Annotated in this window: 24 protein-coding genes; 8 read left to right on the top strand and 16 right to left on the bottom strand. The window is 53.1% G+C overall.

Translation table 11 applies throughout. The annotated features are described in order from the left end of the window. Window positions 1-12: 12 nt before the first annotated feature. Both K7P01_RS18870 and K7P01_RS18865 read right to left on the bottom strand, forming a co-directional pair. The gene (locus K7P01_RS18870) at window positions 13-837 is read right to left on the bottom strand and encodes an AraC family transcriptional regulator (protein ID WP_267295913.1); all 825 of its coding nucleotides are present in this window, start codon (window positions 835-837) and stop codon (window positions 13-15) included. 89 nt (window positions 838-926) lie between these two features. Then, window positions 927-1,946 carry an SDR family NAD(P)-dependent oxidoreductase gene (locus K7P01_RS18865; protein WP_267295911.1) on the bottom strand — a complete coding sequence of 340 codons (1,020 nt, stop codon included), beginning with the start codon at window positions 1,944-1,946 and terminating at the stop codon, window positions 927-929. 137 nt (window positions 1,947-2,083) lie between these two features. On the opposite strand from K7P01_RS18865, the gene K7P01_RS18860 reads away from it, so the two are divergent. Then, window positions 2,084-2,557, top strand: coding sequence for a DoxX family protein (locus K7P01_RS18860; RefSeq protein ID WP_267295909.1), 474 nt, complete (start codon window positions 2,084-2,086; stop codon window positions 2,555-2,557). Window positions 2,558-2,565: 8 nt separating this feature from the next. Here K7P01_RS18860 and K7P01_RS18855 read toward each other — a convergent pair whose 3' ends face one another. From K7P01_RS18855 to K7P01_RS18840, 4 genes are all read right to left on the bottom strand, one after another. Further along, on the bottom strand, window positions 2,566-3,642 hold the full coding sequence (locus K7P01_RS18855; protein ID WP_267295907.1) for an NAD(P)H-dependent flavin oxidoreductase: 1,077 nt from the start codon (window positions 3,640-3,642) through the stop codon (window positions 2,566-2,568). Window positions 3,643-3,662: 20 nt separating this feature from the next. Continuing rightward, window positions 3,663-4,397 carry an SDR family NAD(P)-dependent oxidoreductase gene (locus K7P01_RS18850; RefSeq protein WP_267295905.1) on the bottom strand — a complete coding sequence of 245 codons (735 nt, stop codon included), beginning with the start codon at window positions 4,395-4,397 and terminating at the stop codon, window positions 3,663-3,665. Window positions 4,398-4,517: 120 nt separating this feature from the next. Continuing rightward, on the bottom strand, window positions 4,518-5,135 hold the full coding sequence (locus tag K7P01_RS18845; protein ID WP_267295903.1) for a Crp/Fnr family transcriptional regulator: 618 nt from the start codon (window positions 5,133-5,135) through the stop codon (window positions 4,518-4,520). Window positions 5,136-5,157: 22 nt separating this feature from the next. Then, a complete protein-coding gene (locus K7P01_RS18840; protein WP_267295901.1) occupies window positions 5,158-5,805 on the bottom strand; it encodes a DUF2306 domain-containing protein in 648 nt (215 codons plus the stop codon). Window positions 5,806-5,970: 165 nt separating this feature from the next. Between K7P01_RS18840 and K7P01_RS18835 the strand changes: the two genes are divergently transcribed. After that, window positions 5,971-6,579, top strand: a complete 609-nt coding sequence (locus K7P01_RS18835; RefSeq protein WP_267295899.1) for a TetR/AcrR family transcriptional regulator — start codon at window positions 5,971-5,973, stop codon at window positions 6,577-6,579. On the opposite strand, the gene K7P01_RS18830 is transcribed toward K7P01_RS18835, so the two are convergent. The 5 genes from K7P01_RS18830 to K7P01_RS18810 all read right to left on the bottom strand — a co-directional run bounded on the left by K7P01_RS18830 (window position 6,569) and on the right by K7P01_RS18810 (window position 14,193). Continuing rightward, on the bottom strand, window positions 6,569-8,536 hold the full coding sequence (locus K7P01_RS18830; RefSeq protein WP_267295897.1) for an ATP-binding protein: 1,968 nt from the start codon (window positions 8,534-8,536) through the stop codon (window positions 6,569-6,571). The two genes, K7P01_RS18835 and K7P01_RS18830, sit on opposite strands and share 11 nt — an antisense overlap. A gap of 1 nt (window position 8,537) precedes the next feature. After that, window positions 8,538-10,151 carry a tetratricopeptide repeat protein gene (locus tag K7P01_RS18825; RefSeq protein ID WP_267295895.1) on the bottom strand — a complete coding sequence of 538 codons (1,614 nt, stop codon included), beginning with the start codon at window positions 10,149-10,151 and terminating at the stop codon, window positions 8,538-8,540. Window positions 10,152-10,157: 6 nt separating this feature from the next. Further along, window positions 10,158-11,084 carry a PorP/SprF family type IX secretion system membrane protein gene (locus tag K7P01_RS18820; protein ID WP_267295893.1) on the bottom strand — a complete coding sequence of 309 codons (927 nt, stop codon included), beginning with the start codon at window positions 11,082-11,084 and terminating at the stop codon, window positions 10,158-10,160. Window position 11,085: 1 nt separating this feature from the next. Then, complete coding sequence (locus K7P01_RS18815; RefSeq protein WP_267295891.1) at window positions 11,086-12,795, bottom strand: HYR domain-containing protein; 1,710 nt, start codon at window positions 12,793-12,795, stop codon at window positions 11,086-11,088. 495 nt (window positions 12,796-13,290) lie between these two features. Next, window positions 13,291-14,193, bottom strand: a complete 903-nt coding sequence (locus K7P01_RS18810) for a helix-turn-helix domain-containing protein (protein WP_267295889.1) — start codon at window positions 14,191-14,193, stop codon at window positions 13,291-13,293. A gap of 174 nt (window positions 14,194-14,367) precedes the next feature. On the opposite strand from K7P01_RS18810, the gene K7P01_RS18805 reads away from it, so the two are divergent. Next, window positions 14,368-15,096 carry a 2OG-Fe(II) oxygenase gene (locus K7P01_RS18805; protein ID WP_267295887.1) on the top strand — a complete coding sequence of 243 codons (729 nt, stop codon included), beginning with the start codon at window positions 14,368-14,370 and terminating at the stop codon, window positions 15,094-15,096. A 17-nt stretch (window positions 15,097-15,113) separates the two neighbouring features. Then, window positions 15,114-15,722 (top strand): alpha-ketoglutarate-dependent dioxygenase AlkB family protein, encoded by a 609-nt coding sequence (locus K7P01_RS18800; RefSeq protein WP_267295886.1) that lies wholly within the window; start codon window positions 15,114-15,116, stop codon window positions 15,720-15,722. Here the strand turns inward: K7P01_RS18800 and K7P01_RS18795 are convergent, their stop codons facing one another. The 5 genes from K7P01_RS18795 to K7P01_RS18775 all read right to left on the bottom strand — a co-directional run bounded on the left by K7P01_RS18795 (window position 15,723) and on the right by K7P01_RS18775 (window position 20,700). Beyond that, complete coding sequence (locus K7P01_RS18795) at window positions 15,723-18,137, bottom strand: ABC transporter permease (protein WP_267295884.1); 2,415 nt, start codon at window positions 18,135-18,137, stop codon at window positions 15,723-15,725. 114 nt (window positions 18,138-18,251) lie between these two features. Continuing rightward, a complete protein-coding gene (locus tag K7P01_RS18790; protein WP_267295882.1) occupies window positions 18,252-18,725 on the bottom strand; it encodes a hypothetical protein in 474 nt (157 codons plus the stop codon). A 251-nt stretch (window positions 18,726-18,976) separates the two neighbouring features. After that, window positions 18,977-19,594, bottom strand: a complete 618-nt coding sequence (locus K7P01_RS18785) for a TetR/AcrR family transcriptional regulator (RefSeq protein ID WP_267295880.1) — start codon at window positions 19,592-19,594, stop codon at window positions 18,977-18,979. 114 nt (window positions 19,595-19,708) lie between these two features. Continuing rightward, entirely contained in the window at window positions 19,709-20,200 is a 492-nt protein-coding gene (locus K7P01_RS18780; RefSeq protein ID WP_267295878.1) for a MarR family winged helix-turn-helix transcriptional regulator, read from the bottom strand. Then, complete coding sequence (locus K7P01_RS18775) at window positions 20,197-20,700, bottom strand: GNAT family N-acetyltransferase (RefSeq protein WP_267295876.1); 504 nt, start codon at window positions 20,698-20,700, stop codon at window positions 20,197-20,199. Before K7P01_RS18775 ends, K7P01_RS18780 begins: the two co-directional genes overlap by 4 nt. 195 nt (window positions 20,701-20,895) lie before the next feature. Here K7P01_RS18775 and K7P01_RS18770 point away from each other — a divergent pair, with 195 nt between their 5' ends. The 4 genes from K7P01_RS18770 (at window position 20,896) to K7P01_RS18755 (ending at window position 23,623) form a co-directional block, all read left to right on the top strand. After that, the gene (locus tag K7P01_RS18770) at window positions 20,896-21,681 is read left to right on the top strand and encodes a DUF2589 domain-containing protein (RefSeq protein ID WP_267295874.1); all 786 of its coding nucleotides are present in this window, start codon (window positions 20,896-20,898) and stop codon (window positions 21,679-21,681) included. A gap of 37 nt (window positions 21,682-21,718) precedes the next feature. Further along, window positions 21,719-22,300 carry a DUF2589 domain-containing protein gene (locus tag K7P01_RS18765; protein WP_267295872.1) on the top strand — a complete coding sequence of 194 codons (582 nt, stop codon included), beginning with the start codon at window positions 21,719-21,721 and terminating at the stop codon, window positions 22,298-22,300. A gap of 79 nt (window positions 22,301-22,379) precedes the next feature. After that, on the top strand, window positions 22,380-22,814 hold the full coding sequence (locus tag K7P01_RS18760; RefSeq protein WP_267295870.1) for a hypothetical protein: 435 nt from the start codon (window positions 22,380-22,382) through the stop codon (window positions 22,812-22,814). Beyond that, on the top strand, window positions 22,811-23,623 hold the full coding sequence (locus tag K7P01_RS18755; RefSeq protein ID WP_267295868.1) for a hypothetical protein: 813 nt from the start codon (window positions 22,811-22,813) through the stop codon (window positions 23,621-23,623). The genes K7P01_RS18760 and K7P01_RS18755 overlap by 4 nt, the downstream gene beginning before the upstream one ends. Window positions 23,624-23,875: the final 252 nt, after the last annotated feature.

Below are 23,875 nucleotides of genomic sequence, written 5' to 3'. Positions count from 1 at the left end.
TGGGACCAGCCATTACGATCGGGCGGCAGAATGATTCACCAGGTTGGTGGGGGGATATCCGAACTGCTTCTTGAATGCCAGCGAGAAATGCGAAAGATCTTCAAATCCCACTTCTAAATATACCTCTACCGGTCTCCGTCGCTTCTCCTGGATCTGATAGTGCGCCAGCTCCAATCGTTTCTGCGTGAGCCACCGTTGCGGGGTGACCCGATAATGTTTCTTGAAATCGCGGTTGAAGGTAGAGAGGCTGCGGCCGGTAAGGTAGCTGAACTTTTGCATGGGCATGTTGAACATGTAGTTCTTTTCCATGAAGCCGGCCAGGTCGATCTTGCCGGGCTCTTCGAAGTTGGCCAGGATGCCGTCAATCTCCGGATCGATGATACGCAGAATGCTGATCGCCTCTTGAATCTTGAGCGCGGCAATGTTTTCGGGGAATTGCTCTTCTACTTCAAAGTACGGTATGAGCGAGGTAAAACAACTTTTCAACAGGGGATGTTGCTCGAAGTAGCGGATCTTCTGCGATACCACGGCCGGCAACGTTGTTGTTACACCTTCATAGAACTTGCGCAGCCGTCTTTCCGGCAGATGCATGGCCACCGACTTGTGCGGCTGGCCGTCCCTGGGGTAGATAATGACTGATGACAGCTGGTTTCGCGGGAGGAGAAAGATGTCGCCGGCCTGGAACGTATATGTTTCGTCAGCCTGGATGATCTTGGCGCCACCCGCGATAAGCCAGATGAGCATGTGGTCATCGAACAAAGCCTCTGCTTTAAAGGGCTTATCCGAATAGCAAGCAAGCTTGATGTCAGGGGTAATATAGTTTGTTTGAAAGTCCATGAGTCTTTTGTTGTCTGACAGGACGCATGTAGCCGCGTGCCGGTTGCCTGCACGACGGCATAAACAAAGTTAATGAATGATTTATAGCATCAATCAACCGGGAATGTTATGCCCGTCATTTCCTCGCTGAGCGACCACAAACGTTTGGCATTGGCTTCATCCAGGGAGTACGGCTGTACGCCGCGTTGCGTCGAGGGGTCATCGTAGCGTGGTGCCAGGTTGCCGAGGTCCAGTTCGGCCACGTCGGCATCTTCGCAGTATACGCCGCCGAGGTCGCTCAGCAGCGGGCTGGTGGCACACCATACGGTCGTGGCAGCGCCCTGGGGCAGTGTTTTAAGCTTGGCCGCCACTTCGGGTTTCAGGTTGCCGGCTTCGTCGATAATTCCCATTTGCCGGAAGAGGGCGATCGGCGCTTCGCGGGCCAGGTCGGTACCGTTTACGGAGCCGGGATGTAACACGTATGCGCGAACGTTGTGGGCCCTGGCGCGGCGGTCGAGCTCGACGGTGAACAGGTTGTTGGCGGTCTTCGATTGTCCATAGCCTTGCAGGGTCTCGTACTCGCGGTGTCTGAAATCCGGATCTTCGAAGTTGAATGGCGCCATCTGATGCCCATACGAAGACACCGTAACAACCCGGGCGCCTTTTGCTTTTTTCAGCGCGGGCCAGAGACGGGCCGTCAGCTGGAAGTGGCCAAGATGATTGGTCGCCAACTGTGACTCGTGACCACGGCGATCGTATCGCAGCGGCACCCACATGATCCCGGCGTTGTTGATCAACAGGTGTAGTGGTTTTCCGGACTTCACAAAGTTAGCGGCAAAGGTATCGATCGAGCCAGGATCCACCAGGTCCATCGGCTCGACGGTTACGTTAGGAATGCCTTCGAGGTTTTTGCGTGCCTTTTCAGGATCACGAGCGGGGGCGATTACGGTCGCACCAGCCTCTGCTAACACGCGGGTGGTTTCCAGCCCGATGCCGGCATAGCCACCCGTAATGATGACCGTTGTTCCGGTGAGGTTCTTACCATTGAGTACTTCGCTCGCTGTTGAAGTAGCGTTAAAGCCTGAGCCCAGGGGCTGTTGCAACGCGCCTTGATAATTGTTCTGTTCCATAGTTGTTTCTGAATTTGTTGGAACAAAACTAGCGTGGAGATGCCCCGTGGCACTTTGTTTAAACCGTCAATCTTACTTTGTTCAAACCGTCAATCGATGGAATGGGCTAAAAAAATTAGACTATTTTGTAGCTGATTATGAAACCACTGGTTATTCTTTTGGCCGTCTTTGGCTTGTCGAGTCTTGCCTTTTGGCTTATTACAGGAAGCTGGAACCTCTTGTTTTGTGGCAACCTGGCCATGTGCGTAATGCTGTGCTTTACGGCATTGGGGCACTTTCTATTCCCAAAGGGCATGGCGATGATGATCCCGCCGTTCATTCCCTTTCGCACGGCGCTGGTATATATCACAGGCGTTGCCGAGATCGCTTTTGGCCTCGCTCTTTTGTTTCCCATCACCAGGGCATATGTCTCTCCAGCGCTATTACTATTCTTTGTGCTTCTTTTACCGGCCAACATCTATGCTGCCCGGCATCATATAGATTTGGAAAAAGGTACGAACACCGGGCCGGGGCCCTCCTATCTGTGGTTCAGAATTCCACTACAGATTCTCTTTATCGTTTGGGTATACTTTTTTTCCTATATCCTCCCCATGGTATCTTTTTGTGACTAAAAAGAGCATTATCGCGGTAAGAACGCCGAGGTTTCGGCGATCAGTGACTGCACGAGGTCGGCGGCCTTTGTATGCTTTAAGATCGGAGCAATCTGTCCGCCCCAGAACAATATCATGTCGTGTTTCTTTTGGGCCAACGCTGCCTGCCGGAGTGACGACATGAAGGTGGTCTGTAGAGGAAATGGCAGGATGTTCTTCTCCAGGCCTATCAGGTCTTTGGCAATACGCGTGGTAATACCGCGTCCGAGTCTTCCGGTAAAGGCACGTGACAAGGTGGTATGCCGGGCCGCATCGGAGAAGAGGGCGGCCCGGTGTGCCGGTAACGCGCCCGATTCGTCCACGGCCAGGAAGGCGGTGCCCACTTGCGCAGCAGCGGCTCCCAATGTCAACGCGGCGGCTATACCCCGGCCGTTGGCAATACCGCCGGCAGCAATGATGGGTACCTTTACTTTTTCCCGTATGAGCTGTACCAACACGAAGGTGCCCGTCGTCGACTGTTCTGCGGGCGCCAGGAATGAGGGGCGGTGGCCGCCGGCCTCAAAGCCCGAGGCGATGATCATGTCCACGCCGGCATTGTCCAGCGCAAGGGCTTCGTCTAACGTCGTGGCCGCGCCAACCAGTTTGATCCCCAGCCGGCGACATTGTTCGAGTACGTCGGCCGACGGTATACCAAACATGAAGCTGAACACCTTGGGGCGAATGTCGAGCACTGCTTGCAACTGGTTTTCGTAGCGCGATTGGAAAGGCCCGGGCTTTTCGGGCACGGCGATGCCGGCTTCGTCGAAGTAGGGTTTGAACTGCGTTCTGACGCGTTCGTATACATCGTCCGTTACCGTGCCTTGTACGGCGTCGGTATCCGACACCCACAGGTTGAGGTTGTATGGCTTGTCGGTTGCCTGTCGAATCTTCTTGTCGACGTCGACGATCTCTTGCGGGCTTAACGTATACGCGCCGTAACCGCCCAATCCACCTGCCTGCGATACCGCCGTGACCAGCTCGACGGTGGACAAGCCACCGCCGAATGGTCCCTGCAGGATCGGGTATTGAATGCCCAGTATTTCGGTTGCCTTCGTGTTATACCACATAGTCTTGTCGGTTGTATCTTTTATCCAACATGGTGTCCAGCGGCAAAGCCACCATCCACGTTGATGATCGCACCGTTTACGAATTTGCTTTTGGCCACGGTGTATACCATCTCGGCTACATCGTTCACTTCCCCGACACGCTTCATCAGGTGCAAGCCTGCCATCTGGTCGGCGTTGTCGCCGTGCATCGGTGTACGGATCACGCCGGGCGCGACGGTGTTTGTGCGGATATTCTGCGCACCAAACTCCGCGGCCAGCTGCAGGGTCAGTGCATGGATGGCTCCTTTGCTCGCCATGGCGGCCGTTACCGGCACGCCACCCAACGCATGGCCTACGATGGGTGTGCCGATGTTGATGACCACACCATCTTTTTGCTTCAACATCTGCGGAATGACCGCCTGCGTGGTAAAGTACGTTCCCTTCAGGTTAGTATTCAAGAATTTGTCGAGGTAAGCTTCGTCCACTACCAGGAACGGCCTGGGCTCAAAAATCCCGGCGTTGTTGATCAGGACATCGGCAGTTCCGAACCGGTCGACGGCAGTCTTGACAAGCAGCTCGCCTACGGCTTTGTTGCGGATGTCGCCGGGTACAAAGGCCAGGTTGTCGCCACCGCCAAGCTCGTCGTAGGTTTGTTTCAGCTTGCTGGCCGTGGACGAGTTGATCACAACGTTATCTCCTTTTGTCAGGAAATAGTGGGCCAGGGCTTTGCCGATGCCAGAGGAAGCACCGGTAATAATAATTGTTTGCTTTTTCATAGTGCTCAGTGTTTGTGTTTGCTTGAACAACACAAACATGATGGGATGCGTTGACGCGATCGTGTGACCTACATCACTATCGGTGGAACACAGCGCAATTATGTGATCTACATCACATCACTACGGCTGGTATAGACGGCTCAGCGTCTCGCGCGACACGCCCAGGTAGGCGGCGATGAGCTGTTTGGGTACAACGTTGTAGAGCTGCGGATATAATCTCAATACCTCTTCATAACGCTGCCGCGCGTCGTGGTGCATGAAGGATAAGAGGCGCTTTTGCGCGGCTACATAGCCCCGGTTGGTCCGCCAACGAAAAAAGAATTCGATGGCGTGTACTTCCCGGCAGAGTTTTTCGCGGTCGGCGCTGGACAGGCACAGTACCTCGCTCGCGGTGATACAGTCCACGTGCGTGGTGGCGCGCGTGCCGTTGTAGAGTGCCTCGTAGTCGGAGGCCCACCAGGTTGGCATAGCGAATTGAAGAATAAACATTTTGCCCTGGTCGGTTTGGTAAAACGACTTCAGGCATCCGTCCAGTACAAAATATTCGTACTCTACGGCGTCGCCGGGGAAAATGATAGTTTGTCCTTTTTTATACGACTGCGGTTTGAAGTGTGAGAAGAAGTAGTCGAACTCGTCGTCGGACAAGGAGGTGGTTTTGGCGATGTGGGATTGTAGGATCGCTTTGGCGTTCATGCGGAATGCGGGCATTGGGTTGGGCAAGATACACAATTTGATCATATACGTTTACCGCCCTGCAACCCTACAATGCAGGGGCCGATTGACGGGATCTTTTCTGAAAACTGAGGATCATGTCGTACAGGAACATCGGCCCTGTCCACGATACCCAGATGATCGTCGCCAGCACTTCGCCGATTGCGTTGGACGCGCCAAGCTGTTGTGTGATCGGCAACATGTATACGACGCTTTGGATCACAAACGCCATGGTGACTATATAGCTGCGGGTGGCCCACTCTTCGTGAAGCTTAAATTGTTTGGTAACAGCCATGCGCCAGGCTAACACGGTTGTGACGCTCCAGGTGGCGCCGAGGGCGTGCAGTGACACGATATAGGAAAGTCCTAGCGACAGCGCGGTCGTGCTGACTAATATCAAGGCTCCAAAAGCACCGAACAAGACACCGATGGTATAGGCCCGGCCAATGATACGGTGTGCCCGCCGGTTTTTTTGGCGGAATGATTTCCAGAATAGAAATGGACCAGCCACCAGCGCCACGGCACCACCCGCGATGTGGCCCAGAATGGCCCAGGTATATGGTACATATTTGCCCAGCACATCGGGCGACAGGCTAAAGAAACGCGCGGCGTGTACTATGAAGAATGCGGATAACAAAACGACAATGGTTTTACCCACAAGGCGGCCGTAGCCGTAAAGTCTATTTACGATTTGCATGATTTCTAAGAAATTAGTTGTTACACGAATTTTACCACCAGGCACACCCTTCCCACGCGTCCAGGTTGGATGTGACGATCCGGTACAGTACCTTTGTTTAGGTCAAGTGACCAAACAAATGTAGGTCAAGTGACCTATTTATACAAGTGCTTTTAAAAAATTCTGATGACCAAACGAGACGAGCGCACCCGGTTGATTATCGACCAGACCATCCAGCTCTTGCGGGATGAGGGCAGTGAAGGACTGACGCTGCGGAAGGTCGCCGCGGCGTGTGGCATTACGCTCAGTAACTTGCAATATTACTTTCCGGGCAAGGCCGAGTTGATACAAGCTACGGTCGCGCAGTTTTTTACTACGTGCAAAGAGCTCATTCAGGCGGATCGCGCATTGGTGTTGACCAAGGATCCGGAGTCGTCCCGGGCTTTTCTGAAACGGGTGATTGAGGTGTTGGTGGTGTGTGACAACCAGGAGTTTAATGTGATCTTTCGGGAGATCTGGGCGTTGTCGAGCCGGGATGAGGCGCTAAAAGCTACGTTGGAAAAATATTATCGGGACTATGCGCAGTGGATGATCGGTTTGATTGAAGAGATTTTTCCGCAGGCGAATGAGATTGTTAGTTTGTTGATTCCGTATGCGGAGGGGTATGCGTTGGTCGGGAATACGTTGCCGTTAAATCGGGAAAAGCAGGTGGGTATGCTCGTAAAACTTATTACAGAATGGCCGGCTTCACCGCGTAGTGATAAAGCCGGCGCACGCGTTGGTGTTAAACGTTGACGGGAAGTACGACGGTAAATTTTGTATACCGTCCGGATTCTGACATGATATCGATTTTGCCATCCAATGCCTGGGCGGCCTTGCGGGCGACATAGAGACCCAGGCCGTTGCCCCTGGACGACTCGTGACCGATAAAGAACATGTTGAACACGTCGGTGCGTACGCCGTCATCGATGCCTACGCCGTTGTCGTATATTGTGAGCAGGATGGTGTTTCCTTCTAGAGCAGCTTTTACTTCCACGCGTGCATGTTGGGTGTTGCGCAGGCAGCTGAAGTATAGAGCGTTTTCGACGAGGTTTGCCAGGATGGTTTTTACCAGCGTCGCGCTGGAGTGAAGGTGTATGCTGTCCTGGCAATCGACGTGAAACTCCACCCCGCTCGCGGCGATCTCGGGTGCTAACCGGGTCTGCACCTCTCCGATTACGCCGCGAACAGAAAACTTAGTAACCTTCTGGGCTTCCTGGCTGATCTCGCTGGTCTCAATCAGCTTCTTCAGCATACGGTCCATTTTCAGTACGACACCTTTGACTCTTTCGAAAAGTTCGACCGTAGGCATTTTTTCGCCGAGGTGACACAGTCCCAGAATCGAGCTGATGGGCGAGCGCAAGTCGTGTGAGGCGCGGTATAAGAATGTGTCAAGCTCACGGTTCGATTGTTCCAGCGATAGCGTTCGCTTCACGACGATAGCTTCCAGGTTTTCATTGATGGTTGTGATCTCTTCGTTGGCCACGCGCAGCGCTTCCCGCTGCCGGCGCAACCTGCCGCTGAATGATATGAGCAACACGATCAATACACCAAATACAATCAGGATACCGATGATCGTGAGGAGTCGCGCCTGAAACAGCTGTTGCTCTTCGGCCCGCTTTTGTTGCGTGATGGAAAGTCGCTCTTCGAGGTTTTGCACATCGAAGTAAGTGTCTTTCAACGTATTGATGATCTCACGATAGTCGTTTTGATTCTTGTAAAACTTGCTTTCATTCTCAATCAGCATGATCTCTAACCGGTCGAGGTCGGCCAGCAGGCTTTTGCGTGTGTCATCGTTCAGGTTGGAGACACCCTTCTTCAGCTTGTTGGTGATCATCCCGATCTTTTCTTCAAACGCCGTGCGATTTTCGTCCAGGGCCTCACTTTCGCGGCTTGCATGGCTCAACAGGTTGTGGATATCTTCTGCTATAAAGGACGAGTCGGATATGCTGGCCATGAAGTCCGACCGCCGCGAGACGGAATCCTGCATACGACCTACCAGCTCGCGAAACTTGGCGTCGATGCGTGCCCGCGCTTCCGGGCTCAGGTTGCTCATGGATATATTCTTAAACACCGCATAGAACACGGTCAGCGACTGAATGGAGTCCAGACGCGAAAGGTCAAAGTCGATGATCTGGTCACGTGTTGTTTTTGTAGGCAAGGCTTTGACACGTTCGGCCACCAACACATTCTCCGACAGGTTGATGCGCAACACCTTCATGTCCTGGACCTGGAATTGATCGGCCGACGTCAGTTTTTCCTGGAACGGCAGCGGCAACTCAAATTCACCCGCCTGGTTGGTCGTAACGGTAAGTGTTTTGGTGCCCTTAAACAACACCGACGCCTGGGGAATCGGTCGGCCGTTGGGAAGGCGCAAGGCCATGCGTACAATGGTATAGTTACGTTGCCTGACGATGATCTCGATCACGCCTTTGGAGAAATTCCACGATGCAGCCTCCAGTTTCTCATCTTTGATCCGCACGGATTTCACCGGAAGCTCGTTTGCACCTATCTCTACAAACGCTGTGCCTTTGGCTCCCATCGAGATAAACGCGCCGTCGTTTAGCGATAGGTCTATATTCTTTAGTGGCTTCAGTTTCTCGTCAAACGTCTTGATCTGGATCATTTGCTTTTCCTGCGCCAGCACGACATGGCCCGCAGCCATCACCAGGATGACGAGCACGGCACGAATAAAAAATACGGAATGTTTCATGTTACTTCCGGTCGTTGTTCTTTTTAAAAATGTCTTTTATAATCACGATCTCGTGCACGCTGGCCTCGCCCTGGTATTTATTCAGCTCAAAGCTTGCCTTGTGTTCCGCCCCCTCTTCGTCGGTTACCTGCACATAGTATTTACTGAAATACGGAATCATAATCGAGAAATTGCCTGTGGCGTCGGTTTGGGTCGTAAAGACCGACTTGCCGTTGCCACTGTCCATCAGCGCCACGCGCGCATTGGGCCAGATCAAGACACCCGCGCGGTCGCTCCAGGTGTGCTCCTTGTACTTCAATACACAGGCAACGGTAAACGGATACGTCTGAAGGTCCATATCTACTTCATATACATCGTCGTCGTAGCCGCCATGCTGGCGATTGGAGCTGAGGTATCCATGCGTTCCCAGGGAGTCGAGGGCCAGGCCAAAGTCGTCGTAGGGACTGTTGATGGGATAACCGATGTTCTCCGGTTCACCGTAGCCGTCGTCTTGCACTTGTGCCCGGAAGATGTCGAGCTGTCCGATGCCAGGATGACCGTCGGACGAGAAGTATAGCATGTGGTTGTGCAGGTATGGAAAGGCTTCATTCAAGGGCGTATTGATGGCTTCGCCAAGGTTGCGCGGCTTGGTCCACTTTCCGTCAAGCCACTGACTTGTATATAGGTCTTTACCACCCGCGCCGCCGGCCATGTCCGATGAGAAATACAGCATCGTGCCGTCTTCATTGATCGAGACGTCGTGGATGGAGTACCGGTCGCTGTTGAACGGGAAGGGCGACACCACCTTCCACTTCTTCCCTTCCGCGACTGCGAAGTATAATCCCAGCGTGCGACGGCCATTGGCACCCGCCTTTTCGGAAGATGTGACAAATACTATTTGTTTGCCGCCATGATAGAACGCCATTGGCCCGGTGTTATGCCCCCCACGCAGAGACGTTGCAAAGGTCACAGGCTTGCCAACGGTCAGTACATGCGTGGCAGTGTCTTCTTTCCAGCGGACCAGGTAGAGTTTATAGAAAGGCATGTTCGACTTCCGGTTGAACCGTTCGACGATGCCCGATCCTTTGCGGTTTGAGGTGAATACAAATCCATCCTGATAGGGCACGGCGCAAAGCTCACCCGACGCGGTGTTGATGCTCAACGGCCGTACGGCATAATGCGCGGAGTCTTCGTACAGGTATTGCAGGTTGGTGAGACGCCAGATTTTTTTGGCCACCAGCTCGTGGTCTGGTTGTTGCGCCAGGCATCGTTTGTAATAGTCCAGGGCGACCGCGCGGCGCCCTAGGGTTGCATTGGCCTCCGCGTAGTAATATAGATCGTCCCAGGGCAAGGTATTGCCCGTGCCTGACAGGTATTGGTCGTAGGCAGCCACGGCGCCGGAATAGTCCTTCGCACGGTACCGGGCCTGCGCCAGCTTCCGGCGCGTGGCTGCATCGTTAGGCTTTCGCGCGAGCTCGGTGGTGTACAAGGTAGCAGCCTGTGCGTAATGTCCGGCCGCGAAATGCCGGTCGGCTTCGTGCAGTGGGTCCTGGAACAGCGAAAAGACTGTCGCCTGGCTCGCGCCCTGCAGGTAGCCCAAACATCCTATTGCCAGTACGATCCACGTTTTTGTCATACAATCTTATCGGGGTGATTCCACGTCCATTTGAATGTTACTGAAACGGTAGCCGACCATCAGCTCATGCGATGCACTGCTCAGTTGTCCGGCAGAACCTATCGGATGGTCGTAGGCATATCCCATTTGCAACTGCGGCGTGAGCTGAAAGCGCATCAGCAGGTCGATCGACTCGCCCTTACGGTATGAAATGCCGCCGGTCAGGGCTTTGCGGTATACAACATTGAGGTTGATATCGGCCGACACCGGCACGCCCGCATAGTACTTCAGCAAGATGGCGGGCTCGATGTCAATGGACTGGTTCAGCGTAAAACTGTAACGTACATAGCCTAATACATTCGTCCGGCGTACCCGCACCGTCAGCGTGTCCTGTACCGCCAATGTCTTTGACATCAGCTCGGGTATCGACAGACCGGCGCACCAATGCGTGGTGCGGTAATAAATACCCGCGCCAAAACCCAGGAAGGTTTTGTTCACGTTGCTCATCAGCTGCGGGTCGTTACTGTTTCCCAGCAGCGATGCATAATCGGATTTCAAGGTTGTGACGCCTGCCTGGATGCCCATCGACAATATGCCGCGGTTGTGTACCGGCAGATGGTAGGCATAGTTGGTTCGAATGTTAGTGTTTCTATGAACGCCGATCTGGTCGCGGATGACGGCGAGCCCCAGCCCTACCCGTTGTGACCGCAGCAGGGTATGTGCAGAAAGGCACTGGGTTGACGGCGCGCCGTCAACCCCACTCCATTGGCTGCGGGTCAGCACGGTGAGGGTCAACGCTTCATCCGCGCCGGCATAGGCAGGATTCAATACCATGTTGTTGAGCATGAACTGCGTGAACTGTGGAGCTTGCTGCGCAGTAGCACGGCCGGCCATTGCCGTCAAGAGGGCTATTACCAGCAGGCAGACAAGAGAGCGATATTCTTTTCTCCGCATGCTAAGGTTGTATTACTTCCACTGAGCCCTTCCGTTTCCAAACGATACCTTGTACGCGGACCTCCACCGTGTAGAAATAGGTGCCGGTCGGCACTTTCGCGCCTTGTTGACTGCGGCCATCCCACAGTACGCGCTCGTTGTCGTAGCCACTCGCCTCGTATATCTTGTTACCCCAGCGGTCGATGACCAGCACAACATTGTCTTTGTATTTTCCCAGCGAAACAATCTCCCAGTAGTCGTGGATGCCGTCGCCATTGGGTGTGACGGCTTTGCCAATATCGATCGTGATGTCGGGTGGCGAGACAATTATGTCAAAGCTACACGTCGCTGTATGATCACCCTGGCCAAAGGTATATACCACAGAGGTGGTGCCAATGTTGAAGATACTGCCTGGCGCATGTGACCGCTCGACGGGTACGTCACCACAGGCGATGGTTGCTTGAGGTTCCTGCCAGGTTGCTTCGGCTTCACCCCGTTCGTCTGCGCGGATGCTGATCGGTTCCGGCGGGCAGCCTGTCACGACGGGCGTAGCTTCGGTAACAACATTTACCAGAAAGCTGCAGACAGCCTCATTGCCTTTCGAATCTGTTGCGGTGTACTCGACGCGAGTCGATCCGATTGGGAATTTCGCACCAGGTTTATGACTTGACGCCACTACCGGATTGCCGCAGACGTCGCTTACTGCGGGTGGTGTCCAGGTTACGATGCTTTCACAGGCGGCATTCTCCTGCACCGTTATGTCGGCGGGGCAGTTTGTGAAAGCAGGAGGTGTATCGCCGGTTACGCGTATGTCAAATGAATGGGTGGACACGTTGCCGCGTGCGTCCCGCGCGGTATAGGTCACCTTATGATTTCCTACGGGAAAGGATGTTCCCGAAGTAAAATTACTTGTTAACGTGACGGCAGAACAGTCCGTCACGGTGGGCGTTGCCCAGGTGACTACGGCCGAGCAAGATTCCGTGGCCGATACTATCATCGATCCAGGACCGGTGATCTGGGGCTTGACATTGTCAATGACTCTAATGCGAAATTTGCACTCGGATTTGTTACCAGCCTTGTCCATGGCAGTGTATGTCACCCAGGTATCCCCCACCGGAAAGGCGTCGCCGGGGTGAAAGTCGCTGGTAAAGCTTGCCACGGTACAATCATCATCGGCAGTAGGCTCGGTCCACCGAACCGCAACCGTACAGTTGCCGTCACCGGATGACAGGTTAACATTGCGGTCGTCAGGACAATTTCGAATGTCTGGCGCATCATCGTCGCGATCGGATTCATGACAACATATGGCGCCGCCGTCTTTGCTTTCGCCTGCCACAACGGTAAAACTTCCAAAGCGGTCACCTATTTCTATATCGCCGCCACAACCTGTGCCAATACTGGCATTAAGCGAACCGGCAATGCGTATCTGAATAGTTGGGCCTTGAAACTTATCGTTAGGCCGTGAGCTCGAAAATGAAAATGTACCTCCCGCGCCAACCACGGCATTAAAAATCACACCACCCTGATCCGACACGGTGATCAGGGACGAGAAAAAACTATTAAACCGAAGGGTGAATTCTGAATAGCCGCCCCGGCATGGTGCACACGTACCAGGCAGTGGGCAATCGCAAATTTGCGCAGACGCACAAAGCGACGTAAACAGAAATATGGCAAGAAAGATGGTCTTTCCGTGACGGGCAATGCAGGTCGGTTGCTGGGAGTTAGGGTTCATTGAAGGAATCTGGCTGGAAGCGGTCTCGTTTTCAGGCCATACAACAGGTAAAGATAGCTATTTACCTCTCAGTGAAGAAGTAACCCCGACGGCTGTGTAAGTTTTACGTCCAATTTATCTCATTGCTGGACCGGCTGCTATGTGGCATAGTTTTTTAACGGGTATAATTCGCCCCAGCGCCTGAAGAGTTGTCACGTGGCGTGAATTTCTATACGGGAAAACCCTATTAATCTACATTAAAAATTTTCGGGCGGTCATGTCACAAAAATTCTGGTTTGACAGTCCCCGCCATAAATACAGCCTGACTACACCCGACAAACGAACCTTCTGAAAAAGTATACACTACTTTCTGGCGTCACGCCCGCCATGTTCATCGGCTGCCACCTGTTGAATCATCTCCTAATTATTGGTCCGGCCATCCACATCGCGTGGATGGAGCGGTTCGGGTTGGTTTATCGTCATCCCGTTATCGAGATACTTCTCCGCGCTGCCGTGTTAGTTGAACGATTGCCGGAATTCTACGGGCGATACGTTGGTCTTGCGCTTAAAGATCTTGCTGAAGGATTGGGGGTGCTCGAAGCCTAACTGATAGGCTATTTCGGCAATGGTGAGGTTACTGGAGCTTAGAATCTGTTTGGCTTTCTCGATCAGTTTGTGATGAATATGTTGCTGGGTGTTTTGGCCTGTATGGACGCGCAGCATGTCGCTGAGGTAGCTGGGCGATACGTGCAGGGCATCCGCGAGCTCTTTTACGGTGGGCAGGCCGATATTCGAAGGGTTGTTGAAGTGCGTGTTCAAGAGGTCGTCGAGCTTTACCAGCAGGTCGTTGCTGGCGGGTTTGCGGCTCATGAACTGGCGGTTGTAGAAACGGTCGGCGTGGTGTAGCAGTACTTCGATCTGCGAGACCATTACATTTTGGCTAAAACGATCTAGCGGCGCCTCGTACTCCTGCCGTATACTTTTGAACAGGGCCTCGACGGTGCGTTCTTCTTTTTTGGAAAGGTATAGGGCCTCGTTGATGGCGTAGGAGAAGAACTCAAATTGTTTGATGCCTTTGTCAAGTGCGTAGCCACGGATCAGGTCGGCATGAAACAGGAGTGAAGAACCGGCGGCGGGGCGATCGTTTCGTTCTTCGTAACACACCTGCCCGGGCGCGATGAAGGACATGACGCCCTCGTCAAAATCGTAGTAGCTTTGCCCATAGCGGATCTTTCCGTTAAAGTCTTTTTTGATGGCTATCATGTAAAAGTCGAGTGAGCACCCCTGAGAGAAGTCCGCGGCGGATTGGTGGATGTCGCGGAAGTTTACCACGCTGACCAGTGGGTGGTGTGGCTCGGCAATGCCCAGCATGCGGTGCATGTCGCGAATGGAACGGATCCGGATCGAATTTTTGTTCATGACGGAGAGAGCAAGGTGATTTTACAAAGATACAAATCGACCGGATTGGCTGTGTAGCCAAATTGTGGTGCCACGAAGCCAAAATGAAGATGCTGTCAGACAAATAGCAAGTTCCGGGTTTCCGGGGACTCGCCACAGCAAGATCTTTGGGCCATTAACAACAACCTGGCATCTATGCACGCCTCTGAAACAACGACTTTGCACACAGCGCTTACTACCGCCGACTGGCCGGCCATTGCCCGGCAGTTGCACGAAAGGGGGTACGCGCTTTTACCCAACGTCCTCCCCGACGCATTGTGCGAAACGCTCAAACACGCTTATGCTGCCCAGCAGGGGTATCGCAAGACGGTGGTGATGGAACGCCACCGGTTCGGGCTGGGTGAATACAAATATTTTCAATATCCCTTACCGCCCGCGCTGCAGACTATACGCGAAGAAGTATATCCGCACCTGGTGCCCGTGGCGAATGCATGGATGGAGGCGCTGCATCTACCGGACAGGTTCCCGGCCACGCTGCAAGCGCTTCTGGAACAATGCCGCGCGCACGATCAGCACAAGGCCACGCCCCTCATTCTGAAATATGGGGCCGGCGGATTCAACACGCTGCACCAGGACCTGTATGGCGAGGTATACTTTCCGCTGCAAACCGTATTCTTTCTCAGCGCCCCGGGTCATGACTACACGGGAGGTGAGTTTGTACTTACCCAACAAACACCGCGGGCGCAATCAAAGGCGATTGTATTGACGCCGGGTAAGGGCGATATGCTTATCTTCACCACCAACTTCCGGCCCGTGAAAGGCAGCAAAGGATATTACCGCGCCAGCATGCGCCACGGCGTGAGTGAGGTGCACCGCGGCGAGCGGTATACCTTGGGTGTGATCTTTCACGACGCCGTCAGCTAACCACCAGCATGCTTACGATGGACTTATTCCATGAACCGGCCACCGGCCCCACGAACCTGCTACCGTACGAAGGCACCGTACATTACTACGGTCCTGTCTTCACGCAAACCGAATCCGATCGCTACCTGCAAACGCTGCTGGACACAATCGCCTGGCGGCAGGATGAAGCGATCATTATGGGCAAACACATCTTCACCAAACGCCAGGTAGCCTGGTATGGCGATCGTGCCTTTTCCTATACGTATTCCAATACCACGCGGCATGCGCTGCCATGGACACCGGAGCTGCTGGCGCTGAAGGCTGTCACCGAGCAACGCACGGGAGAAACCTACAACTCGTGTTTACTAAACCTGTATCATACGGGAGAAGAAGGCATGGCCTGGCACAGCGATGCGGAACGGGATTTAAAACGAAACGGCGCCATTGGCTCGTTAAGCTTTGGCGCCGACCGTAAATTTTCTTTCAAGCATAAGCAACAGGGCCTGACCGTTTCAGTCGTATTACAACACGGCAGCCTGTTAGTGATGAAGGACACGACACAAACATACTGGCTGCACCGTCTGCCGCCGACAAAGCTTGTCACGCGGCCACGCGTCAACCTGACGTTTCGCACGATCGTTTCCTGATCACTCCGACCGCAGCGAGCTTACCGGGTTGACCGTTGCTGCGCGGATCGCCTTAAAACTTACTGTCACCACTGCGATGATGAGGGCCAGCACGGCGGCAAGGCCAAACATCCACCACGATAAGGACACACGATACGGGAATGTTTCCAGCCAGCGGGTCATGGCCCACCACGACGCCGGGAGCGCGATGAGCATGGCCAAGACGACCAGCTTCAGGAAGTCCGACGACAGCATGCCAGCAATGCCGGCGACCGAAGCGCCCAGTACCTTGCGGATACCGATCTCCTTTACGCGCTGCTCGGTGGCATAGGTAGCCAGGCCAAACAAGCCCAGGCAGGCGATGAAGATGGTCAGTCCGGCAAAGATGCTGAAGATGCCTGTGAACTGTACGTCTGCGTTGTATTGCTGACCAAACGATTGATCCAAAAAAGTATAGAGGAAGGGCCGTTGCGGCGCCACTGTATTCCAAATGGTTTGCAGCTCGGCAATGGTCTTTTCATAATTACCAGCTGCTATCTTCAGCGTGATATTGTTGAGCGATTCTATCGGCGCCAAACGCAATGCGAGCGGCTCGACCTTTCGGTGCAGCGATTGATAGTGAAAGTCTTTTACAACGCCTACGACAACACCCTCGCGTCCCCATTGCGAGAACTTCTTGCCAATGATATCCTCCGGATTGGAGTAACCGTATTGTTTTACCGCCGCTTCGTTCAGTAGCATTGTCTGCGTAGAATCGATAAGGAAGTTTCGCGAATATGCGCGGCCTGCTGCCATTTCAATACCGTATGTCGGCACAAAATCGAAGTCGATCTCATACAGCGACGGCCCTGCAGCTTGCATTTCGCCCGAAGGATCTTCCACGACAGTGTGGGCATTGGGAAAGAAGTTTCCCGGTACCGCACGCGATGCCGCGGCAGCTTTTACCGCGGGGTGCCGGCTGAGGGCGGCCTTAATGGCTTCGATCTTTTTATTCACTTCGGCGTCGCCGCCATAGTCGATCACCAGCATCTGATCCTTTTCAAAGCCCAGGTCACTCGACCGCATATGGTCGAGCTGCGAGAGTACAACGGCCGTACCGGCCATCAACGCAATGGATAGGCTAAACTGCACAACCACCAAGCCTTTGCGCAGTAATACACCACTGGTTGACGCTTTAAATTTGCCTTTCAGGACAGCGGCCGGTCGGAAGCCACTTAATACCAGGGCCGGATAGCTACCAGCCAGCAGGCCGATCGCGCCCGCCGCGAACAGCACCCAGGGCAGCACCATTTTCATCGCTTCGCCGCCACCCAATGTTTTCCCCGATAACTGTTGTACGCCGGGCAACACCATCAACGCCAGCGTAACAGCCACCAGCGCGGAAATAAACGACAGGATTACCGACTCCGTCAGGAATTGGTATACCAGGGTGCGCCGTAAAGCACCTACCGTCTTGCGCACGCCAACTTCTTTGGCACGCTCCATGGAACGTGCGGTGGAGAGGTTCATAAAATTGATACAAGCGATGAGCAGTATAAAGACAGCTACCGAGGTAAAGATATATACGTTCGACAGGCTACCGGTTACGCCAGGCTGGCGACCGGCCTTCGAATATAGATAAGCATCTGAGAGGGGTTCGAAGGTCATGGCATACCAACCACTTTCACCATCCGGCACGTTGCGTGCCACGAAGCCGGATGTGCGCGCCTCCATTTTTTTAATGTCGGCGTTCTCCGGCAATCGGAAGTAGGTATAAAAATCTACGTAGCCCCACCATCCAAAGATTTCGGGCCGGAACTTGCGAAAAGTGTTCATCGAAATAAAAGCATCGAACGAGAAGTGCGAATTAACCGGTATATCTTCCATAACACCGGTAACAGTTACCTGGAAGCGATTGTCGACACGCAACATCTGCCCCAAGGCAGCTTCCTCGCCAAAGTATTTACGGGCCAGGCTTTTCGTCAGCACGATGCCATTTAGCTCTTTCAGCGCGACGGCGGGATTTCCCTCCAGTAGCTTCCAGCTGAAAATATCAAACGTACCGGAGTCGGCAAATGTGATATTATTTTCCTGAAAGCGCCTGTCACCATGCTCCAGCAACATCGTGTTCGGGCTGGTAAATTGTGTCACGTGCTGTACTTCCGGATAGTATTCCTGGAGGGCCGGTCCTACGGGCGCACATCCCCATACCTGATATTCTTCCGGTGCCGGGGCCTGCAGCGTTGCGCCCTTTTCCGGGGAGCGGAATGATTGCAACACCCGGTATATAGAGAGTGCGTGCTCATGGTACTGATCGTACGAAAGCTCTTCGCGTATATAGAGGGCGATGAGCAGGCAGCAACACAGGCCGACAGCCAGTCCGGTAATGTTGATGGTGGTGTAGATCTTGTTTCGAAGCAGGCTTCTCCAGGCAATGACGAAATAGTTCTTGAGCATAGCAGGCGCTGATACAATTCGACGGCCAAAAAAAATAGCCCCTCCGGGGCCAATTACAGGCTTTTTCCCTGAGGGGCTGTTCGGTTACAAGACAAACCGTTCGCGTGCGGACGGCTATTTTTTCTCTTCTACAGGTACTTCCTGCGGGGTCTTTTCTTCTTCCGTTGCGCTATCCTTGCCCCAGTAGGCCCAGATGGCGCCGGCGACCAGCACGAGGATAATAGCTTTTCCGCCGATCTTGTCCCACAAGGAAATGGGGTTAGACGGCAGGTCGAGGTTGTAAGTCGACGCGTACGCCTGTAACTCTTCCTCGGTGACGTCGAAGTATACATCCTGATCTTTTATAGACAGGCAATAGTGCTCGTCGAAGTTCCAGATCGGCAGCCATACGATCCAGAATTGTTTGTAGACATAGGCTATATCCGCATATGCCTTATGGTCTTCTGAATAGAACTGAGTGCTATCGGGCAGGTCGGCTACCGGTATGATGTACTGGCACTCGGAGCAATAGGGTATCCGGGCACGGGCCGAAGACTCGGTATACACCACAAAAAGCAAAGCGGTTAGGAGAAGTAGTTTTCCTTTCATGTTGGTTGTGTTTGCGGTAAAGATACGGGAAGGTATAACTATACCCCACGGCAATCTATAAAACCCCATGGGAGCCGTTGTCGGGTATAAAATTATCGGCGAAAGGTGACTTCCGCCTGTAGAATTAATGTAACCGTAAAAGTGTCGCCGCCAGTAGCACCGGGGCCGACCTCCGTTTTTTACAACTGCCCATTTACCGGACCGGCTGCCGGCGCGAGTGATCGGCCGGCAACAAGCTCACAGTAATTTCCTTAAAGTGCAGAAGGCTGCATCACGAGGTACTGGCGTATCTCGGCCTTGAGCAGGCCGGTGATAAGCCTCATCTGCTCGTAGCTCTCCTGGATACGGGCGATCAGCAAGGCGCCCTCCAGCATGGTAAACATTTTGATGGCAAACTGCTCTGCCTGGAATGTATCCCGGAACTCGCCTGCTTCGATGCCCTGTTGTACGATACCCGAAATCCGTCCCTGGAAAAGCCAGATGACATTGTTCACCTGTTCTTTGATGACGGGGTGTGCGGCGTCGGCCTCTACCCCGAAATTCAGGATGGGGCAACCACCGTCATCGTCCTGCAGGAGGTACTCCTCGTAAAAGTCCAGTAGAGCAAAAAGCTTTTGTTTGCCTGTATGTTCGCGTGCTACTACTTTGTCGAGCCTGTCGGAGAGGCCCATAGCCAGGTAGTTAAATGACTCTCGGCAAATCTCTGCTTTGCTTTCAAAATTTCCGTAGACGCCGCCCTTTGCCAGCTTGGTCACTTCCATAATGTCCGTAATGGAAGTGCCGGCAAAGCCTTTCTGGTTGAAGAGGGGGGCTGCCTTTTCAATGATAAACTGGCGCGTCCGCTGCGCCTTCTTCATAGTAGTGACCATACGTGCGTTGTTAGTTAGCTTGGGTATAAAACATCCACAAGGTCAGCACGAAACCAGAGAAAAAGATATGTAGTTATTAAGCGGCTCCGCTCAATTATTAAGCGGTCATGGTCGCTACAAAGGCTTTGTTTCAACGGCCGATAAGAGCCTGTCGAAAAGGCTCGTTTGCACTAAAGCGCGTTCCACTTCGTCCAGCGCCGCCAAAAGGTTATGGGGCGTATCGGTCAGCGTCGCCAGAACTTTCGTGAGCACCTGCCATGCCGGCTGCATCTGCGCGACCAGGGCCTTACCCTTGTCGGTTAGCTGTAACAGTCGCTTACGCTCATCCTGCTTGTCTCGTCGGGAGCGAATCAGTTTGTGCTTTTCCAGTTCCTTTAACAAACTGATCGTCGATGGGTGGGCATACCCGATCTCGGTCGCGATTTCCACTACACTTAGCACGGGTTTCCGATGCAGGGCATAGATCACCGGAAACCACTTTGGTTCGAAGTCGATGCCTTGCGCTTTATACAACAGCGCACAGTCTTTCCGCAGTTGCTCGCTGAGGCGTTGCAGGCGGGTCGAGATCGCCAGGATACCAGCTCCGTCTATTAGGGGTGTGCTCATGGTTGCGCGGAAAGATCAAGGTAATAAAAGACTGTGTCGACGGGCATGACAGGGAACGCCGGGGGCAGGTCTTGCTTTTGAATCAAACGAAAGCCATTGCGTTCATAGAAACGCAGGGCTGCCTGCAACTTCGGCACGGTGCCGAGGTATAACACGTGCAAGCCGTGTTGCCTGCTATAGGCTATCAGCGTGTCGAGCAATTGCTGCGCTATACCCAATTCTTTGCCGCGATACTCTTTTCGTACAAACATCTTGCGGATTGCACCGGCGGGGCCGTCGAAGGCAATCAGCCCGATGGTACCTACGAGTTGTCCGTTATACCGCGCACCCCAGAAGCCGCCACCCGAGCCGTGATAAACCTCATCGAGCTGTAACAAGTCCGGTTGCGCTTCCAAGGTAACGGGCACATTGAATTCAAGCTGCTGAATGGGCAATATAATATCGATTACCTCCCGGCTGCAGGAATTGCCGATCGGATCGATGGAAAGCGAAGTTGTCATCTTCCATGTATTTATGTACAAAACTACGTAGTTAACTACATAAATACAAAACAGGAAAAACACCCTTCCCCTCCCATTTGGTTCTTTTCGATCTTTTGGGTAGGTTTCGTCCATGAGCCCTTCCGTGTTGCTTCCCGTATAGCCGCGCAGATGGGCTTTTTAATTTATTGGTAACCAAGACACTTCATCTATACTATGTCAAACGGAACTTCTGCTAGTGGAAAAGAGGAAAAAGAAAATGAAAGCCAGGAATTGAGTCTATCGGCCGCGCTGCTGGCCCCGCTTAATTCTATTTTTGAGGCGCAGGTACAATCTGCGCGTGCATTTCTAAACTTTATCCTTCAGATCGGCTTCCGGCATAAATATGAGGACGACGAGCGGGCCGAGATTGATAAAAAGATCAATAGCAGCGATACCGATCCGGAGCATAGGAAGGAACTGGAGAGAACACGCAAGGAGATCCAGGATTATGACAAAGCCCGGGCCGACATTAGAGTGCAGTTGGATAAATCCAAAGATCCCAACCAGCAACTCACCCCCCAGGAACGTGCCGACGTGGAGGATTTCTATCGCCGTTTCGGGGATCTTTACCAACAATGTTTTAGTTATCTCGACAGCAGCGGTAACATGCGTACAATCTATGTGCCTAACCTGGCGTTGCTGCCAGTACAACCGCTGGGTATATCGGACGCGAAGTTTAAGTTTTCGATGGAAATATCCGACACATCGGAGAAATACGACCAGATGGGTACGGTGCAATCGGAGAAAAAAGAGAGCCGCCCCTGGTACCTCATTCAGCCTAAGAGTGTGCGCGGCACTATTTCATCGGGCCAGAAAAGGGAGAACTCAAGGGCTATTGAAATTGAGATGAATGTCAAGGCCGGAGACATGCCGTTTGGGCTGCACAAAATGCTCACCGCTATTACCAATGTATCGACCGATACGATGAATAATGAATCTGTTCGCCGTCCCGGCGAATAATACATAAACAGCTAATCAAAATTTAACCCCTACAACTATGGCCGATGGAGATATCAACGTTAGCCCCGCGGAGTTTCAGAAAATTCCGCTGGACTTTATTATTGCCACCCCCCTCCTTACCACCATCAATGCCCACCGCCAGGCGGCGGAAACCACACTGGCGTTTATTACCAAGCTGCTGAATAAACCGGCGGATGGAAACGGCCCCGGCGGGGTCGACAACCTGCAGTTTAAAATGAAGGTTAATGAGGTTGACTCGACTGGTAAGTCTGTTCAAGTTGAGCGCGAAATTTCAGTGCCGCTGATTACGCTGGTAAAAGTACCCAGCCTGAACTTCGACTCGATGAGTGTGAGCTTTAACTATAACATCTCGCAGATCAGCAAAGAAGTAAATACCAACGCGCAGTCGGCTAAACTGGACATTGGCACCACGGGCATTCTCAAGGGTTTTTTCAATGCATCGCTGGTAGGCTCTGTCGAGCACAGCCGTACACGCGAAACAACCAGCAACCGTGGCGGCACACTGGAAGTAAAGGTGAACGTCAGCGAATCACAATTGCCCGCCGGGTTACAAAAGATTCTGGACGCGCTTGTTGAAAACATCGAGCTCCCAAAGTAGATGCGGTCGTCGCGGCAGAGCAAAGATCAAAATGGCCGCCATGGCTGACCGCGCGTGATTTTAAATGGTTCGATAAAGTATGGAATTCCGTAAGCGTCGTCGGCCTGCATCGCCGGTCCCTAAAGGATTTGCTGCCGCCTTTCTTCAAGAAGTGGTTCGGGCAGACATGAGCATGCACGACATGCAGCTGGCTGCCTGGCGACACTTCCTGGGAAGCGATCCCGGCGGCCGGGCGACCGGTGCCACGGAGGGCTTCGCCGACCAACGCTATCTTTCCCTTGAGCACGTGAGCCTGTCGTTTTATATCAAACCCCTGCCCGGCTTACCGTTTTGGCAGCGGGTAAAGCTGTCGTGGAATGTGCTGCGCGGCAGAAAAGTTATAGACAGCATCGGCCCACAGTGGTATGAAGTGTGCGCAGCCGACGACCCCGACCGCATCGCCGTCGTCGTGGAAGTACGCCGTTCGGTAGACGGCAAACTGGAGGTTACAACACAACAAAATGCCCTGTCATGAAGCTATCCAATATTACTTCTCACTGGTCAAATGCCGTGGATTGGACAACTGCGGCCGATTCTTTTTTCGTCGCACCCGGCGAGACTGTCCAGGAAGCTGCACGGCGTCTCGGCCTGTTCAATGTGGGTGAGGTAAAGAGCGCGAATAAAACGATCACGGGACGAGCTGATGTGCCACGCCCCCTGACAGTTTCTGATACACCGGAAGTTGTACCCCGCGAGGTAAAGGCCGTGATCGAAGCGATGGACCGCCTGGGGTATACAGTGTTCCGAAGCGGCCAGAAGAACTATGACTTGAACCTGGTTGGGCTTCGCTCTGAAAACAGCACGCCCAATGCATTTGACGACGAACTGATGGCATTCTGGAAGTGGGAGAATCGTTGGATGCTAAAACGGTATAAGATCACCACCGACCCGGGCCTGACGTACCTGACCGATCCTGAAAATAAACACGGCACGGCGATCCTGAAAGAAGGTCAATACCGAAGCTCGCACCGGCTGGGAAAACACAAAGGCAAATATGAAGCCCTGGTACAAGCTAAACCGCTTACTGTTATCCGCGACTTTAACCGCGATAAGCTGCTTGACTTTGTTTCCGGCAAAGAACAAACCGGCATCTTCGGTATTAATATTCACCGCGCCACGGCCAACGGTGAATCAACGTTTGTAAACAAGTGGTCGGCGGGCTGCCAGGTTTTTGCCCGGTCGGCGGAGTACAATGACTTTATCAAGCTCTGTAAGTTGGCGATAGCGGAATGGGGCAATTCATTTACCTATACCCTCCTGCGCCGAAAGGACGTTGGCCTATAAAAAAAATATACCCTATTGCGGGTATCTATACATCAAATCCAGCACAAAATAGAAGCGGGCGACGTATAGCGCTTTGTTGTATCAGTCATCATTCGTCCGCCATTTTATCCAACCCTTCCCCAGACTGAAGTACGTGCCATTCGAACCCATTGGACTGTGTTCGCTCTCACTCACGCTGTTTTTAGACCAACCGGTCGACACACCTTTCATTCCACTGGGCGGACAGCCTAAGCGTTGGTCGATTCGGCTATG

The sequence above is a fragment of the Parachryseolinea silvisoli genome, assembly GCF_021190955.1.
Taxonomy (GTDB): Bacteria; Bacteroidota; Bacteroidia; order Cytophagales; family Cyclobacteriaceae; genus Ohtaekwangia; species Ohtaekwangia silvisoli.
Note: the sequence above shows the minus strand (reverse complement) of the source record. Positions and strands in the feature narration are given on the sequence as shown.